Origin of the sequence: Actinosynnema pretiosum (assembly GCF_024171695.1) — a bacterium.
Classification (GTDB): Bacteria; Actinomycetota; Actinomycetes; order Mycobacteriales; family Pseudonocardiaceae; genus Actinosynnema; species Actinosynnema pretiosum.
The window spans coordinates 194,246-207,857 of record NZ_JAMTCF010000016.1; the positions used below are offsets into that span (position 1 = coordinate 194,246).

Sequence of the window (13,612 nt, forward strand, 5' to 3'; positions counted from 1 at the left end):
GCGACACCCGGTAATGTATTTTCCTGGTAGCTGGCGCTCAATTGAGGTGATCTCAGCGAGGTGTCTGGTCGGTGTTCCGGTCGTGTTCGTAGTGGGTGCAGGCCAGTGTGGCGGCGACGATGAGGGTGAGTTTTCGTGGGCTTGCGGTGGTGCGGCGTAGCGCCTTCTACCGTCCGACCAGCAGTGCGAACCCGCGTTCGCTCTGGCCTCGTAGGCCGCGTAGTAGCAGGTCGTGGGTTTTCTGGTCCACGGTCAACTCGGGTTCGGCCCAGCGCCTGCGTGGGGTGCGGTTCGGGGTGATCAACCCGTGTTCGGCGTTGAGGTAGCCCTGGTCGGCCAGGGTGGGCAGGTCCAGTGCGGTGGCGGCGTGGGCCAGGGCCGGGAGGGCGTGGCGTCGGGCAGCGACCAGGTCGTGCACCCGTCCCGGCTCCACCGGCGAGACCCGGATGGGGAAGCCGTTCGGCATGGTGACGGCGGTGATCACGCCGCCGTGGCGGCGGGTCTTGCCCGAGTACCAGGCGTCGATGACCCGATGGTGCCGGTTGCGGCCGGTCTTACCGTGGTAGCGGTCGGTGCGGAACACCTTCCCGTCCAGGACCACGTGCGTGGCCCCGTGTTTTTTCGCGTGGGCGAGCGCGGCGGGCAGTTCCGGCGTTTGGTCGGCGAGGACTTTCAGGACCTCGTCGAGGTAGCGGTAGGCGGTGGCGCGGGAGACGCAGTGGTCACGGGCCAGCCGGTCGGGGGTGGTGTGGTCGCGCAGCCACCGCAGGCCCAGCACGGCCTGGTGGAAGCAGGTCAGGGCACGAGTGCGTCGGCGGGTGCCGCGCCGTGCGCGTTCGGCTTTCAACAGCAGGGCCAGGTGCCGGGCCAGTGCGTCGGGGACGTCGGGGATGGCAGGATGGGAATCACGGGGAGCTTTCTCTGGCTGAGTCGTCGCAAACCCAGTCATAACGGAAAGCTCCCCGCCCTCGTCTACAGACCTGTTGGCCAGCACAGACCTTGCTGAGATCACCTCAATTGTGGGAACGTTTTCGTCAGTGTGGTTCCCGCGGTAGGTGCGGAATTCGCTGGGCTCTGGTCCAGGAGTTTATCTTCGACCTGAGGGGTTGAACGTGCGTGGAACGTCGGTTCTTCCGAGTTCTTCGAATGACTCCGACGCTTGTTTCGCGGTGTCGAAGGGAGGGTGGGCGGATGCGTTTTCGCTGCGCAGCGCCCACAAGCTCGATGTGATTGGGGGGTAAGTGATCAGGGTTTACGCAGTCGACAGTTCGCCGGTTTACCTGAAAGGCCTTTCGGTGATCCTCACGGCCAGCGGATTGGCGGTCGTCGGGTCGAAGGTGTCGTGGGATGAGGAGATCTCGTGGCGCGCCGACATCTTCCTGGTGGACCCGCATGCGTTAGCGGACATCGGGTTATCCGACGTCGTCTCGGCCACCGCAGGCGCGGCCCCGGTGCTGCTGTTGACCCAGGACCTGGGTGAGGACTCGGTGACGGAGTACGTCAGCGCGGGCGTCCGCGGCTTCGTCGACCGCCGCGCCAGCGCCGACAGGATCATCGGCGCGATCCACGAGGTCGCCAACGGCGGGCAGTACTGGGACAAGCACTGGCAGAGCAGTGCGGTGGGGGACGGCGCGCCCGAGGACGAGGACACACTGTCGCCGCGCGAGCGCCAGGTCCTCCGCCAGATAGCGCGCGGGCTGACCCACAGCCAGGTCGCCAACCGGCTGGGCATCAGCAGGCACACCGTCGACACGTACGTCAAGAGGATTCGGGTAAAGCTCCGACTAGGCAACAAGGCCGAGTTGACCCGCGCCGCGCTGGGCTTGAGCACGGCGGTCTGCGGGGGCGGTTGCCGCGGCGGCGAAGCGCGGACGCCGTTCCGACTGCCCGTACCTCGCCGTTCGGGTGTCCACGAGCACGGTGCCGAGCAGGCCGCCGAACGCCCGCACGCCGAGCAGGAGCCCGGTGCCCGGCTCGACCACGAGGGCCACGCCGACCCCCTCCGGAAACTCGACTGCAACCACTGAGCGCTTCCGAGCCTCCCCTGTCAGCGGTCCTACCTGAAGTGGCAACCGCCTGCTGGCACGCTAGTACTCCAGCCGCAGTTCGTGATATTTGGCTTGTCTTCGCTGGTAGTGAGCTTGTTTGGCGCGGTTTTGGTGGCGTCTGCGCCAGTGGGACCAGGTGCAGGCGCGGGCGGGGATGGTGGTGATCAGGTGTGCCAGGAGACGCCTGACCTCGCCGAGGGGGACCGGGATGAGGCCGCTGCCAGGGCTTTTGGGGCGATGGCGGCGGTGACAGCGAGGTAGGTGTGGGCGAGCATCGCGAGGGTGATGTGGCGGTACCAGGCGTCGTAGCGGCGGACCTGGTACTGGTCCAGGCCGACCTCGGTCTTGGAGGTCTGGAAGCAGTCCTCGACCGACCACCCCATCCCTGCCACCCGGATCAGGTCCTCGTCGACTGTTCCGGTTGGGGCGCAACACAAGTAGTAGGCCGGCTCGTGCTCGCCACGACGGTTGGGCGTAGGGGGCGGCGGATCAACAGCCACCGCCGCCCCCAGGTAGGGGTGGTGTCGTCGTAGACGGGTAACGAGGCCACCACCCAGTCGAACAGGCGAAGACCTTTGGCTCCCTGCCCGCCACTACGGCGTTTCAACGCCGCATCCGGGGCGTTGGCGGTCAGATGGCTGGCGCGGCTGGCGCCCGCAGTGGCGGGAATGGTCTGGTTGCTCGGCACGACCACCACGTAGGCGATGCGCTGATCTTCAAGCCAGGCCCGGAACTTCGAGTCGCTGCCGTAGGCCTCGTCCCGCGGTCACCCACCGGGCCTGCACGTCTGCGGCCAAGGCCCAGGCCGGCATTGCGCGGGCCAGCACGGGCTTGGTCGCGAACTCCACGGTGTCGGGTACCGCCGCCTCCCGGCATCGCCCCCGGGCGGCGACCTGGGACTTCGGTAGGTACCACTCCCGGTCGATCAACGTCCGGCCTTTGCTTGTGGCGTAAGCGAGAAACACCCCCAGTTGGCAATTCTCAACCCGGCTGGCGGTGCCGGGGTACTGGCGTTGCACCACGGCGGGCTTGCTGCCCTTCTTCAGGAATCCGGCCTCGTCCACCACCAGCACGCCCTAAAGGATGTCTCGTAACTGGTCGGTGAGTTTGGTCGTGTCGGTCAGCCAGCGAGGGCGAGGTTGTGCAGGTTCGCGATGCCCAAGGCGATGTCGTGCAGGGTGCGGGCGGCGCGGCGGTAGTCGCGCAGGATCTTCCAGTTCTTCATCCGGGCCAGGCAGTGCTCGACGTGGGCGTGGACCTTGCGGTGTTGGGTGTTGAGGTCTTCCTGCCAGTCGGTCGGCACGTTGCCGTCATGAGGTTTGTGGTGGGGCATGATCACGTCGGCGTTGCCCTGGTATCCGCCGTCGGCCATCACCGGTCGCCCGGTCAGGGTGTCCTTGATGCCGGAGTCGCGGTAACGCTGCAGTCGTTGCGGTTGCCCGGTTGCGGGTCGCCGATGGCGATCACGAGGCGGGTGTCGGCGTCGATGGCGACCTGCAGGTTGGTCGAGTACCGGTAGTTCTTGCTGCGTGCGGCCAAGCGGTGGTCACGGGTGGGGACGAGGGTTCCGTCGACGATGGCGATCTGGTCGATCCGGCGTCGCCGCACCAGTGCCAAGGCCAGCAGCGGGCTCAGACTGTCCACGCCCCGGTGTGCTGCGGAGTGCGAACCCCCGAACAGCGGCCCGATCTGGCGCATCGTGAGGTTGGTCCGCCAGTAGGTCGCCACCAGCAGCACTCGGTCGGCCAAGTCGAGGCGCCACTGTTTGCCGGGGCGACCGTCGGCGGCGGTGTCACCGCTGCGTTCGGCCACCACGCGCACCAGTTTGTGAAACTGGCCTGGTTGCAAGCCCGTGAACGGGACGATCCACTCTGACCGGGGCGTTGAGATCATCTGCATCCGACCATGATCGCCGAGCTCCCGTGGCGACCAATCACCGAGTTACGAGACATCCTTTAGGCATCAGCCAGGTGTTCCACCGCGTAGTCACGGACGTCGTCGCGAACCCCGTCGACGTCCCACGTCGCGGCGTTGAGCAGTCGCTGCATCCCGTCGGGCGTCGCCTCACCGGCCACTTCCGCCAATGTCCAGCCGTTCTTGCCCGCGATCGGAGCCAACAGACCTCGTACGTACGCACGCGCCCGTTTACGCGGCTCCGCCGCAGAAACCGGCCCGCTACTCGCCCGAACAACTGATCCAGGCCGCTCACCCACGCCTGGGCGTCCTTATCGACCAATACGAGATCGACAAGCTGGCAGACCATGATCACGAACTGCGGCTGGGGTACTAGTACTCCAACAGAACTCAGGTGAGTGGGCAGTAGCGTGTCGCTGCTTAATGGCTTTTTGTGTACCTAGGTTTGTGGCGTGAGTTGGCAGATGGTGGTGCGGATTACCGCCCAGCGGACGATGGCCTCGTGGTGGCATGGGAGGCGTTCGTAGTCGCGGGCGCAGCGGCGATGGCCGGTGATCCAGGCCAGGGTTCGTTCCATCACCCAGCGGCGTGGCAACACCTGGAACAGGGTCTTGCGTGGTCGTGACACCACTTCGATGGTCACTCCGAGGGTGGTGTGGGCCCAGTCGGGGAAGGCGCCGTGGTAGCCGGCGTAGGCCCAGACCAGTGAGAATCGGGTTCCGGCGCGATCCCGGACCCGTCGGAGCAGGGACCGGGCGGCGCGTTTGTCGTGGGTGCTCGCCGGGGGGGGGGGGGGGGGGGGGGGGGGGGGGGGGGGGGGGGGGGGGGGGGGGGGGGGGGGGGGGGGGGGGGGGATCAGGACCGCGAACAGCAGCCCCATCGTGTCCACCACGATGGGGCGCTTGCGGCCCTGGACCTTCTTGGCCGCGTCCCAGCCGCGACTGTCGCGGCCGACGGTCGGGGCGGCGCGCAGCAACTGGGAGTCGATCACCCCTGCCTAGGGGGCCGCCACGCGCCCGGTCTTTAACCGTGTCCGGTCGCGGACGGTGTCGAGCAGGCGTTGACTCGCACCGGCCAACTCCCAGGCGGCGAAGCGCTGGTAGACGGTGTTCCAGGGCGGGAAATCCACGGGTAGGGCACGCCACTTGGCGCCGTTGTCGACCGTGTACAGGATCGCGTCCACGACCAGGCGTCGACAATGCTTCTCCGGACGCCCCTCCCGGAAAGCCAGGGCGGATCGGGCAACAGCGGGTCGATCACGGCCCGCTGGGCGTTGGTCAGATCGGTGGGGTAACGACGCCGCCGAGCGACGGGGTGGCGGCCAGACGGCAACACGGAGTGTCGCCGGTGACAGCTCCCGCCGGGATCGGGCAGGACAACAACGGAACTCCTGGTGGAACGGCGCTTCGATACCGTCCGATCTACCAGGAGTTCCCCTGTCTCCGCACCAAAGAATTTAACCCGCCAGCAGTTCCCAAACAGCCACTTAGACCTCCTTTCAGAATGAGTGGAGGCGTCGGTAGCAGATCAGCGCACAGGTCAGAATGAGAAAGCCTTGGTGTAGGTCGGCCCGGCGATCCCAGCGGGTGCGCAGTCGCCGGTACTGGTGCAGCCAGGACAGAGTGCGTTCAACCACCCACAGCAGCGTGCCCAATCCCGGGCCGTGAGCCTGGCCGCGTCGGGCGATCAGCGGGACGATCCCTCGCTGTCGCAGGGCGTTCGGGTTGGTCTGGCTGTCGTAGCCGCGGTCGGCGAGCATCACCGCAGGCCGCCACCTCGGGCGTCCGGGTTTGCCCGCGACACGGGGCAGGGCGTCGAGCATCTCGGTCAGGGTGCTGGTGTCGTGGGTGTGGGTCGCGCTGACCGCGACGGTCAGCGGGTGACCAGCGCCGTCGACGACCAGGTGGTGTTTCGCCCCGCTCTTGCGGCGGTCGACCGGGCTCAGGCCGGTGAAGCGCCCCTTTTAACGCCCTCACGTGGGAGGAGTCGAGCGCCACACGGGACCAGTCGATCCTGTTCGCCGCGTGCAACTCGGCGAGCATCACCTCGTGCAGACGCTGCCAGACCCCTGCCTCGGCCCATTCGAGCATTCTGCGGCGGCAGGTCGAACCGGAGCCGCACCCCAACTCGGTGGGCAGGTCGGCCCACTCGATCCCGGTATGCAGCACGAACAGAATCCTCTGCAGACACTCACTTGCGGGCAGCCGCTTGCGGCCGGGGTGGCGGAAGTTCCTGGTCGGGACCGGGATCAGTGGCTCGACCAGGTCCCATAGTTCGTCATCGACGATCCACGGCGCTCCCATGCCCCGTCGGGTTCTCCGCCAGCCAAATCCCCAACCAACTCATTCTGAAAGGAGCTATTAGTTGTGGTGCTTGCAGCTGGGAGGCTGTTGTCCGCCAGGTTTTTCCCTGTTGGACAAGCCCTGGTGTGGTGGTATCGAATTTGAAGCGGCCGGTCAGGTTGCTGGCGCGGGATCGTGAGGAGTTGATCCGGTGGACCACGACGGGTGCACATCCGGCGTCGCCGATCATGCGGGCCTGGGTGCTGCTCGCGCTGGACACCTCGGCAGGCGAGCCGGATCCGAAGGAAGTGGTCGCGGCCCGACTCGGGGTCTCAGATGAGACGCTGCGCTGGTCGCCAGGCGGTTCGCCGAGACCGGCGGCGGTGTCCTGGCCACGATCTCGCGCAAGAAGCGGGGGCTCCTGCCGGTGACGGGTGAAGTGGAGGCGAGGCTGATCGCCCTGGCGTGCTCGGCGCAGCCGGAAGGATATGCCCGGTGGTCGTTGCGGCTGCTGGAGAAACACGTCCAGCTCACCGAGGACATCCCGAACCTGGACCACTCGACAATCGGCCGGGTTTTGAAAAAACGGAACTGCGTCCTTATCTGAGGAAGTCCTGGCACATCCTGCCGCGGGTCAACGCGGAGTTCACCGCCCGCATGGAGGACGTCCTCTCCGTCTACGCCCGCCCGCACGATCCCGTCCGTCCGGTGGTGTGCATGGACGAGAAACCCTTCCAGTTTCTTGGCGATGTCCGCGACCTGCTGCCTGCCCGACCTGGCCGTAGGCCTCGTCGCCGGTCACCCACCCGAACGGCACCCGCGCGTCGAAGGCCCGTTCAAGCATAGCCATCGCCAGACGCGGCTTGGTGACGACCCCGCCCCGTCCGGGACGCCAGCGGCCCGGCAACGATCCCGATCCGAAGCCCAGGACTCGGAGTACTGCCGCCACCAGCACGCCGTCACCACCGGCGAGGTGTTCGACGGCATAGGCATCGGTCGCGACGCGCGCTGCCTGCCCTGCGGGCAGTACACCGCCTCAGTCTCATGCCAGCCGCGTGGTATGCGGTGCGCCGATGTTCTGCGCGCCGATGTCGGATGAAGCGAGCCATACCGCCGTCGATACTGGCGTGGCCGTGCAGCGTCCCGGCGGACGATGCCCTCAGCACGTCCGCCGGCTCGCTCAGCTGCGTCCCCACGAGGAGAGTCTCGGTGCCTGACCCGTTGCTGTACAACAAAGTTCTCGGTGTCCAAGCTGACCTCTCGGCCGAGCGGATAGCCTGCTCAGGAAGCGCTCCGCGCCCGGTGGTCGAGTTCATCGGCCACCTCGTGCCACATCCGTGCGTACTCCCGTGCGAGCCCTGCCACCACCGACGCGCAGTAACTCGGCACGGCATCGAGCAGTACGTCCCGTTCACCGCGCCCGATAGCGTTGGCGTTGAGCCAGCGCAACAGACGGCGTCCCGAGTCGTTGAGGCGCAGGCGCGGGTCCCTCGCCAGCCGGTGGAACGCCGAGTCGAGGTCGATCGTCTCGACCCTACCGCCGGAACGCCCCGTCTCCTGCCGCAGGTCCGTGGCGCGCGCAACCGCCTCTGCACGCCGCACCCTAGGCGGCACCGGGTCCTCGCCGTTGCGGATGCGCTCCCGGACGTCGCGCGCGGTGGCCACCGAGATGCCGGACGCGCTCGCCACCTCGCGCAGGGTGACGCCGGGGTACTGCTCAAACAGTTCACTCGCCTGACGCCTGCCGTCCGCACTGCTGAGCGGCCGAGCCCGGCCGTCAAGGCCGACGCGGCTGTTCAACTGGCTCACTGCGCCGGTTGAACGCGACCGGATGTGCGCGACCGTGCGCCGGGCCAGTCCGGTGGCGACAGCCACCGCGCGATCCGACCACTGCGGGTGCGAGGCCATGATCCGGAGCGCCGCTGCTTTCCGGTCGGCGAGCGAGAGCGGCAGGCCGTGCGCAACGTTGGCCTTGACCGCGAGCAAGAACGCCTCGTTCTCGTCCCCGTCGAAGAAGCGGATGCGAATCTCGCTCGCGCCCCTCATTTCGGCCGCACGCAGCCGGTGCATGCCGTCTACGACGCGCATCGTCCTGCGGTGCACCAGGATCGGCGGTAGGTCCGACTCCACCTCGGCGAGCAGTGCGGAGTGCGTCTCGTCCCTCCCGCCCAACCGCGGCGAGTCCGCAGGCAGGAGTGCGGTGAGCGGTACAAGGGCGTCGAACGCCTCCCCCAGCCGCTCCTCTTCGAGGTTCTCCAAGTGCGCCTCGGCGTCTTCGGGCACATCGGCCTGGCGTATTGATCTGATGGTCACCGTGTTGCTCACCGACCCCCGGTCCGGATTCATTACGTGATTCGCGTGCTGTGGTGCCATGGACGACACCAGGCTGGCAGAGGCCACTACCGGTGGGCTACTAGACGGCACTACGCGTGCCGATGGGGCATCCCGACCAGAAACGCGGCGCGGCGAATCCGCGGCGAATTTATCGCGTTAGCATCGCGGATCGGGTCGTACGACCAGTACGCGATCTCTTCTGCCCGAAGACGACGTCCCGCCGACCGACGCCGGTCCCGAGGTCGCCGCCAACGATATCCGGGGACTGCGCAGGAATCCCATCAGAGCCGACAGCACACGTGTGTGTTCCGGAAATCTGGGTTGGGTGCGGTGCCGGGAACCCTATTGATCGGAGGATCCAGTGATGAGCCGAGTGCACGCTGCCGCCGAGTAGATCACCGGTATGTTGCCTGAACTGCTGGAGCGGCATGGTGTGCCCGCCGCGAGCCCGCACACTGGGTGCTCGCCGCGTCGCCCGTCCCTGCCCCTTCCCATCGCTTCCCGCCCTCAAGGATCGCGCACGCTTCGGCGTGGGCGGAGTCAGGCTCGCAGGGGTCGTTACCGATGGACTACTCGAAGTCGGGAACCGGCGAGTAGTCCACCGGGTGGTCCGGCTCCCCGGTCACCCCGGTGCCGCGAGCCTGTCCGCCAGAACCGCGAGATCGGTCGCGACCACGAGTGCGGTGCGCCGGATGGTGTAGCCGAGGCTCTGGTTGACCCAGGTCATGTGCTGGTGTTGGCGTTCGTCACCGTCTCGAACCGCTGAATGACTTCCCGGTCACCGAGCAGCCATATCACCATCCCGGCTTGCGAGCATTTGCCGAGCCTGCGGCCGCAGTGCGCTGCCACGACCGCCGTGTCGCCCTGGAGGAGTCTGTCAATCAAGCGGCTCTGGCGCACTTCCGGTGGTGGTGTCACCCGAGGAGGATGCGGTGGTGCAGGAGAGCGAAGCTGGCTCTTCCGTGCATCTGACACTTGAGCAGCTCTGACTTGGTTTTCATGCTTTCGGTGCGCCCATTGTGGTGGTCCAGGGTGATCGCAGCGGTGACGGCATCGATGGCCTGGTCGATGCCTCGCGCGAAGGGATGCACATGTGGTAGCTCCGCCTCGCGTGCCGCGGTGGTCCATGCCGCCATCCGGACCGGGTTGTCCTTGCAGCGTAAAAGGTCTTCGGCGAAAGAACGCACGGCGGCGGCCCGCACCGCGATCTCGGGACAGGCCGCAGTCAGGGCTTCGACTTGTTCGCGTTGCCGTTCGGTGAGATTCTCCGGCCAGGTTAGCAGCAGCCGAGCGGCCCGACGTGGCGAGGGGTGCGGATGCTTGTCGAGATGCCGCCCCTGGTTCAGGTATCGCACGAGGAGGTTCTGGCTGCGTTGTCGCCCAAAGCGGGGATTTCACCCAGCAGCGCGGTGGCCACCACGCCCGGCTCCTGTGCACGACGGGCACGCAGGTGGTCCCGCTACGGGTCGACCATGCAGGCCCGGTGCTTGGGGCCCGCTGGATGCGTTTCGCCTGGCCGCGCGGGCGTATCGCTTGACCGTGTTCAGTGCCAGGCCGAGGCTGCGTGAGTAGTCCAGCAGCCCAACTTCGACCTCGTGCAGGGCATGGATCTGCTGCCAGCCCTGACCACACCGGGTACCCGTGCTCGGCCAGGAGATACGGGTGGTTGAGCACCTCAGTCGGATTATCGAGGTCGGCGGGCATCGGCAATCCGAAGGCGTTCTTCCACCTGGCCTAACGCGAGGCAAGCCGTCCGTCCAACTCGATGTCAACGATCCGCGCGATGATCGATTCCCGGCTTGACGATCGGAGGCACGCTCCTTGGCGAGACGGGTGATCCGACCGAAGGTCGGCGGGCTTCATGCTGGTGCCTATGTTGTGCATGTTGGCACTGTCGGGCGCGTGTGGCGCAGTAGTCTCGTTGGAACACGCGTACCGAGGGGGCGCCGAGTGGAGCGGAGCGGGGAATTGGCGAGTCGAGCACGAGCCGCTGATGAGTGGATCAGCAAGGTGCTGCCAGAGCTTGCGGCCCGGCACGGACTGCCTGGCGCCCAGGTGGCCGTGCTGGTGGACGGGGAAGTCGTGGATGCGGCGGCCGGGGTGCTCAACCTGGCCACCGGTGTGCCGGTGACCAGCGACGCGTTGTTCCAGATCGGCTCGATCACCAAGGTGTGGACCGCGACGCTGGTGATGCAGTTGGTGCGCGAAGGTGCGGTCGACCTGGACCGGCCTGTGGCCGATTACCTCGACGGATTCCGGCTCGCCGACGGGGGCGCGAGTAGGACCGTGACCACTCGGCAACTCCTGAGCCACACAGGAGGTTTCGACGGGGATATCTGGACGGACACCGGCCGCAACGAGGACGCAGTGCGGAAGTACGTCGAGACTCTCGCCGGGGCCGTCCAGTTCTTTGCACCCGGTGAGCTTTTCTCGTACTGCAACAGCGGTTACGTGGTGCTCGGCAGATTGGTGGAGGTGCTGCGCCGGAAATCGTACAACCGCGCGCTGCGCGAGCACCTGATCGAACCGCTCGGACTGGCCAACGCCGCGACGTCCGTCGAGGAGGCGATCCTGGCCTCGCCTGCGGTGGGGCACGAGAAGGCGCGGCCCGACGCACCGCTTGAGCCGGTGCGGAAGTGGTCGCTCGTGCCAGCCGCAGCTCCCGTCGGTGCGATGCTTGCGATGAGCGCGCGTGATCTGGTCGGCTTCGTCCGCCACCATCTTTCGACGCCCGAGTACGAGGCGATGCGAGAGCCCCAGGTCGAGGTGCCCGAGCCTGGGCCGATCAACGGTCATTGGGGTCTCGGTTGGTCCATGCCTGACTACGGTGGGCCGGTCGTGTTGGGTCACAACGGCTACACGATGGGGCAACGCGCGTTCCTGCGCGTGGTGCCCGATGCTGGTGTCGCGGTGGCGATGCTGACCAACGGTGGTGATGTGTTCCCGGTGTTTACCGAGGTGTTCGGGCACTTGCTGCACGAGTTGGCGGGCGTGCGCCAGCCCGAACTTCCCTCTCCTCCTGCGAGCCCTCCGCCGGTCGACGCGAATCGGGTGGTCGGGACGTACCGGTCCTCCGCGGGTGAGTGGGTGGTGCGCGTGGACGCCGACGGTCGTGCGTGGGTCGGCGTGTCGTCGTCGGACGAGGACGAGGAGGACGAGGAATTCGAGCTGGTCGCGCTGAACGCTGACGCGTTGATCACCGTGACACCACAGGAAGGCAGGCACGTGGTGTATGGCCTCGGCGATGCCGATGCAGCAGGCCGCGCCAGGTTCCTACGGTTGACCGGGCGGGCAGTCGTCCGCGACCTCGTCAGCGGATAGTCGTCGGCTCGTTTCGTCCATCGGCACCGACGCCCTTTCAGGACCGATCAGCACGATCGTGCCTACGGTCAGCAGCCCGATCATGGCCATCCCAAAGGTAGGCAGGTTCATCAGTGTCGCTATGCTCAGGTGCAAACCGATGCCGAGCACTAGGACGACCTTGCGGAGCCGCTTTCCCGCAAGAATCGCGAGCGCGAGTACCGCCTGTATCCCGATCACCGACCAAGTGGCTGCGGCAACCGCCGGAAACGAACGCAGTGCCTGCCCGAGGAACGCGCGGACCTGGGCAGGGAAGCCGTAATCGGGGTCGTGTACCACCAGGTACATGGCGCTGCCTTGTCGCCAAAGCGGGTCGTTGAGCTTCGTGATAACCGCAGTGGCATAGATGATAAAGATCTGAGCCTTCAGCGTGATCAGGCCCGCGAACGCGCTACCACACCACTTCGGCGTGAGCGGGGCTGTCGGCGGTAACCACTGCCAGCGTCTGCCGTCACCAAGGCAGACCGGGATAAGCAGCATGGCGGCGATCTGGGCGATCCGGTCGCCCCCGTCCGTGATGGATCCGCTCACGGTCAGGCTGAACGTGACGTACCAATGCGGCACGCAGGTCCACCGCGGGCGGTACCCGGAGATGACGACCACCAGGATGACGATGGATAGGATCCGGCCGAGCAATAGGCCGGTGTCAGTCGGGCCCGTCAAGCACCACAGCGACATGGCGCGCACGCCCGCACAACGTGGCGCCTCGGCGCTGGCCGAGAACAGCGTGGAGTCCGGGTTGGCGAGCAGCGTGAGCAGCGGCACAGCGGCGATCAGGGTGCGGCCAAGCGCCAGGGACAGCACACGGGGTTCCGCTTGCTCCACCGCCCACCGCAGGCTGTGCGCCGGACCCGCAGCCCTCATCCCGCGCACTCCACCTCAGTGAACGCGACTTGAGCCACGCTGCTCGGGCGGTTCGGCAGACGTCCGGAGTCAGGCGTCGGCGTGATTTCGACGGCTATCGCAGTGGGACCGCACACGACCGGCCGCCGCGCCGGATTCAGCACTCGATACGACAAACTGCGGTCCAGCTGGTTCACGCACGCGGTCAGCAGCTCTTGCGCACACGGTTGCCAGTACCGGTCGGGCACGAGCCTGGCGAGCGGGTTGACCTCGGTCTGCCGCACGTCGTCGATTCGGTTCATCCCCCACAGCCGCTCGGCCCTTCCGTGCCGTTCGTCGCGTGGATCCAAATCCGCCGCAGCAGGCTCGATCCGGTACGCGGTGGGTGTCGGCCGGTGAAAACCGGTGAAGAAGTACCAGTTCTGTGGCCACAGCACCTGATATCCGGCCAACCGGCCGCTCACCGCGCCCAAGTCGAGCTGTGCCACCACGGCGATGGTTAAACTGGTCATCAACAGGGTGCCGGTCAGGATGGCACTCCGCAGCGCTCGATCCGCGTCCGAAACCTCATCGGGATACCTTCGGGGCATCAGCGCGCTTTCACGCTGTCGTAGAAAGCAGTGCGCACGACAGTGTTCATGGGTTGGGCCACCGGCTCCACGCTTTCATGCTGTCGTAGAAAGCAGTGCGCACGACTGTGTTCGCCGACGGTTGGGCCATCGGTTCCGCTGCGAACATCGTGGTGGTGACCAGCAAGGCCAGTGCCACCAGCGCTAAATTCAGCCCGGCCAAGAATGAACGCCCCATCGGTTCCCCCTGGATTCGCGCTCT

12 protein-coding genes and 4 pseudogenes are annotated in these 13,612 nt (G+C 66.8%); 3 read left to right on the forward strand and 13 right to left on the reverse strand.

The annotated features are described in order from the left end of the window. Window positions 1–166 precede the first annotated feature (166 nt). Window positions 167–778 (reverse strand): transposase family protein, encoded by a 612-nt coding sequence (locus LV78_RS29450; RefSeq protein WP_253849043.1) that lies wholly within the window; start codon window positions 776–778, stop codon window positions 167–169. A gap of 463 nt (window positions 779–1,241) precedes the next feature. Between LV78_RS29450 and LV78_RS29455 the strand changes: the two genes are divergently transcribed. After that, window positions 1,242–2,027 carry a response regulator transcription factor gene (locus LV78_RS29455; RefSeq protein ID WP_253849045.1) on the forward strand — a complete coding sequence of 262 codons (786 nt, stop codon included), beginning with the start codon at window positions 1,242–1,244 and terminating at the stop codon, window positions 2,025–2,027. Window positions 2,028–2,212: 185 nt separating this feature from the next. Here the strand turns inward: LV78_RS29455 and LV78_RS42175 are convergent. The 6 genes and pseudogenes from LV78_RS42175 to LV78_RS29490 all read right to left on the reverse strand — a co-directional run. Then, a pseudogene (locus LV78_RS42175) lies at window positions 2,213–3,124 on the reverse strand (IS701 family transposase); the annotation flags it as partial. 44 nt (window positions 3,125–3,168) lie between these two features. After that, window positions 3,169–3,947: pseudogene (locus LV78_RS29470) on the reverse strand (transposase family protein). A gap of 62 nt (window positions 3,948–4,009) precedes the next feature. Continuing rightward, window positions 4,010–4,311 (reverse strand): annotated as a pseudogene (locus LV78_RS29475) (transposase); the annotation flags it as partial. Between the two features lie 90 nt (window positions 4,312–4,401). Further along, window positions 4,402–4,605, reverse strand: coding sequence for a hypothetical protein (locus LV78_RS29480; protein ID WP_253849051.1), 204 nt, complete (start codon window positions 4,603–4,605; stop codon window positions 4,402–4,404). A gap of 354 nt (window positions 4,606–4,959) precedes the next feature. Then, complete coding sequence (locus tag LV78_RS41810) at window positions 4,960–5,418, reverse strand: transposase (RefSeq protein ID WP_308208773.1); 459 nt, start codon at window positions 5,416–5,418, stop codon at window positions 4,960–4,962. 42 nt (window positions 5,419–5,460) lie between these two features. Continuing rightward, window positions 5,461–6,265, reverse strand: a protein-coding gene (locus LV78_RS29490) for an IS5 family transposase (protein ID WP_372495005.1) whose coding sequence is annotated in 2 segments (ribosomal slippage) — window positions 5,461–5,923 and window positions 5,922–6,265 — 807 coding nt in all. Because the reading frame shifts where the segments join, the coding sequence is not laid out codon by codon here. Window positions 6,266–6,641: 376 nt separating this feature from the next. Between LV78_RS29490 and LV78_RS29495 the strand changes: the two genes are divergently transcribed. Beyond that, window positions 6,642–6,851: a helix-turn-helix domain-containing protein gene (locus tag LV78_RS29495; RefSeq protein WP_253849113.1), complete on the forward strand. Its 210-nt coding sequence runs from the start codon at window positions 6,642–6,644 to the stop codon at window positions 6,849–6,851. 165 nt (window positions 6,852–7,016) lie between these two features. Here LV78_RS29495 and LV78_RS29500 read toward each other — a convergent pair. From LV78_RS29500 to LV78_RS29515, 4 genes and pseudogenes are all read right to left on the reverse strand, one after another. Continuing rightward, window positions 7,017–7,177: pseudogene (locus LV78_RS29500) on the reverse strand (transposase); the annotation flags it as partial. 348 nt (window positions 7,178–7,525) lie between these two features. After that, window positions 7,526–8,569, reverse strand: coding sequence for a ParB/RepB/Spo0J family partition protein (locus LV78_RS29505; RefSeq protein ID WP_253849055.1), 1,044 nt, complete (start codon window positions 8,567–8,569; stop codon window positions 7,526–7,528). Window positions 8,570–9,301: 732 nt separating this feature from the next. Further along, window positions 9,302–9,496, reverse strand: coding sequence for a hypothetical protein (locus LV78_RS29510; protein ID WP_253849057.1), 195 nt, complete (start codon window positions 9,494–9,496; stop codon window positions 9,302–9,304). Then, window positions 9,493–9,933 carry a transposase gene (locus LV78_RS29515; protein WP_253849060.1) on the reverse strand — a complete coding sequence of 147 codons (441 nt, stop codon included), beginning with the start codon at window positions 9,931–9,933 and terminating at the stop codon, window positions 9,493–9,495. The genes LV78_RS29510 and LV78_RS29515 overlap by 4 nt, the downstream gene beginning before the upstream one ends. Before the next feature lie 655 nt (window positions 9,934–10,588). Between LV78_RS29515 and LV78_RS29520 the strand changes: the two genes are divergently transcribed. Further along, complete coding sequence (locus tag LV78_RS29520) at window positions 10,589–11,899, forward strand: serine hydrolase domain-containing protein (RefSeq protein ID WP_308208772.1); 1,311 nt, start codon at window positions 10,589–10,591, stop codon at window positions 11,897–11,899. On the opposite strand, the gene LV78_RS29525 is transcribed toward LV78_RS29520, so the two are convergent. Next, window positions 11,852–12,763, reverse strand: coding sequence for a sporulation-delaying protein SdpB family protein (locus tag LV78_RS29525; RefSeq protein ID WP_253849064.1), 912 nt, complete (start codon window positions 12,761–12,763; stop codon window positions 11,852–11,854). The two genes, LV78_RS29520 and LV78_RS29525, sit on opposite strands and share 48 nt — an antisense overlap. A 35-nt stretch (window positions 12,764–12,798) precedes the next feature. Continuing rightward, complete coding sequence (locus LV78_RS29530; protein WP_253849066.1) at window positions 12,799–13,269, reverse strand: hypothetical protein; 471 nt, start codon at window positions 13,267–13,269, stop codon at window positions 12,799–12,801. Window positions 13,270–13,612: the final 343 nt, after the last annotated feature.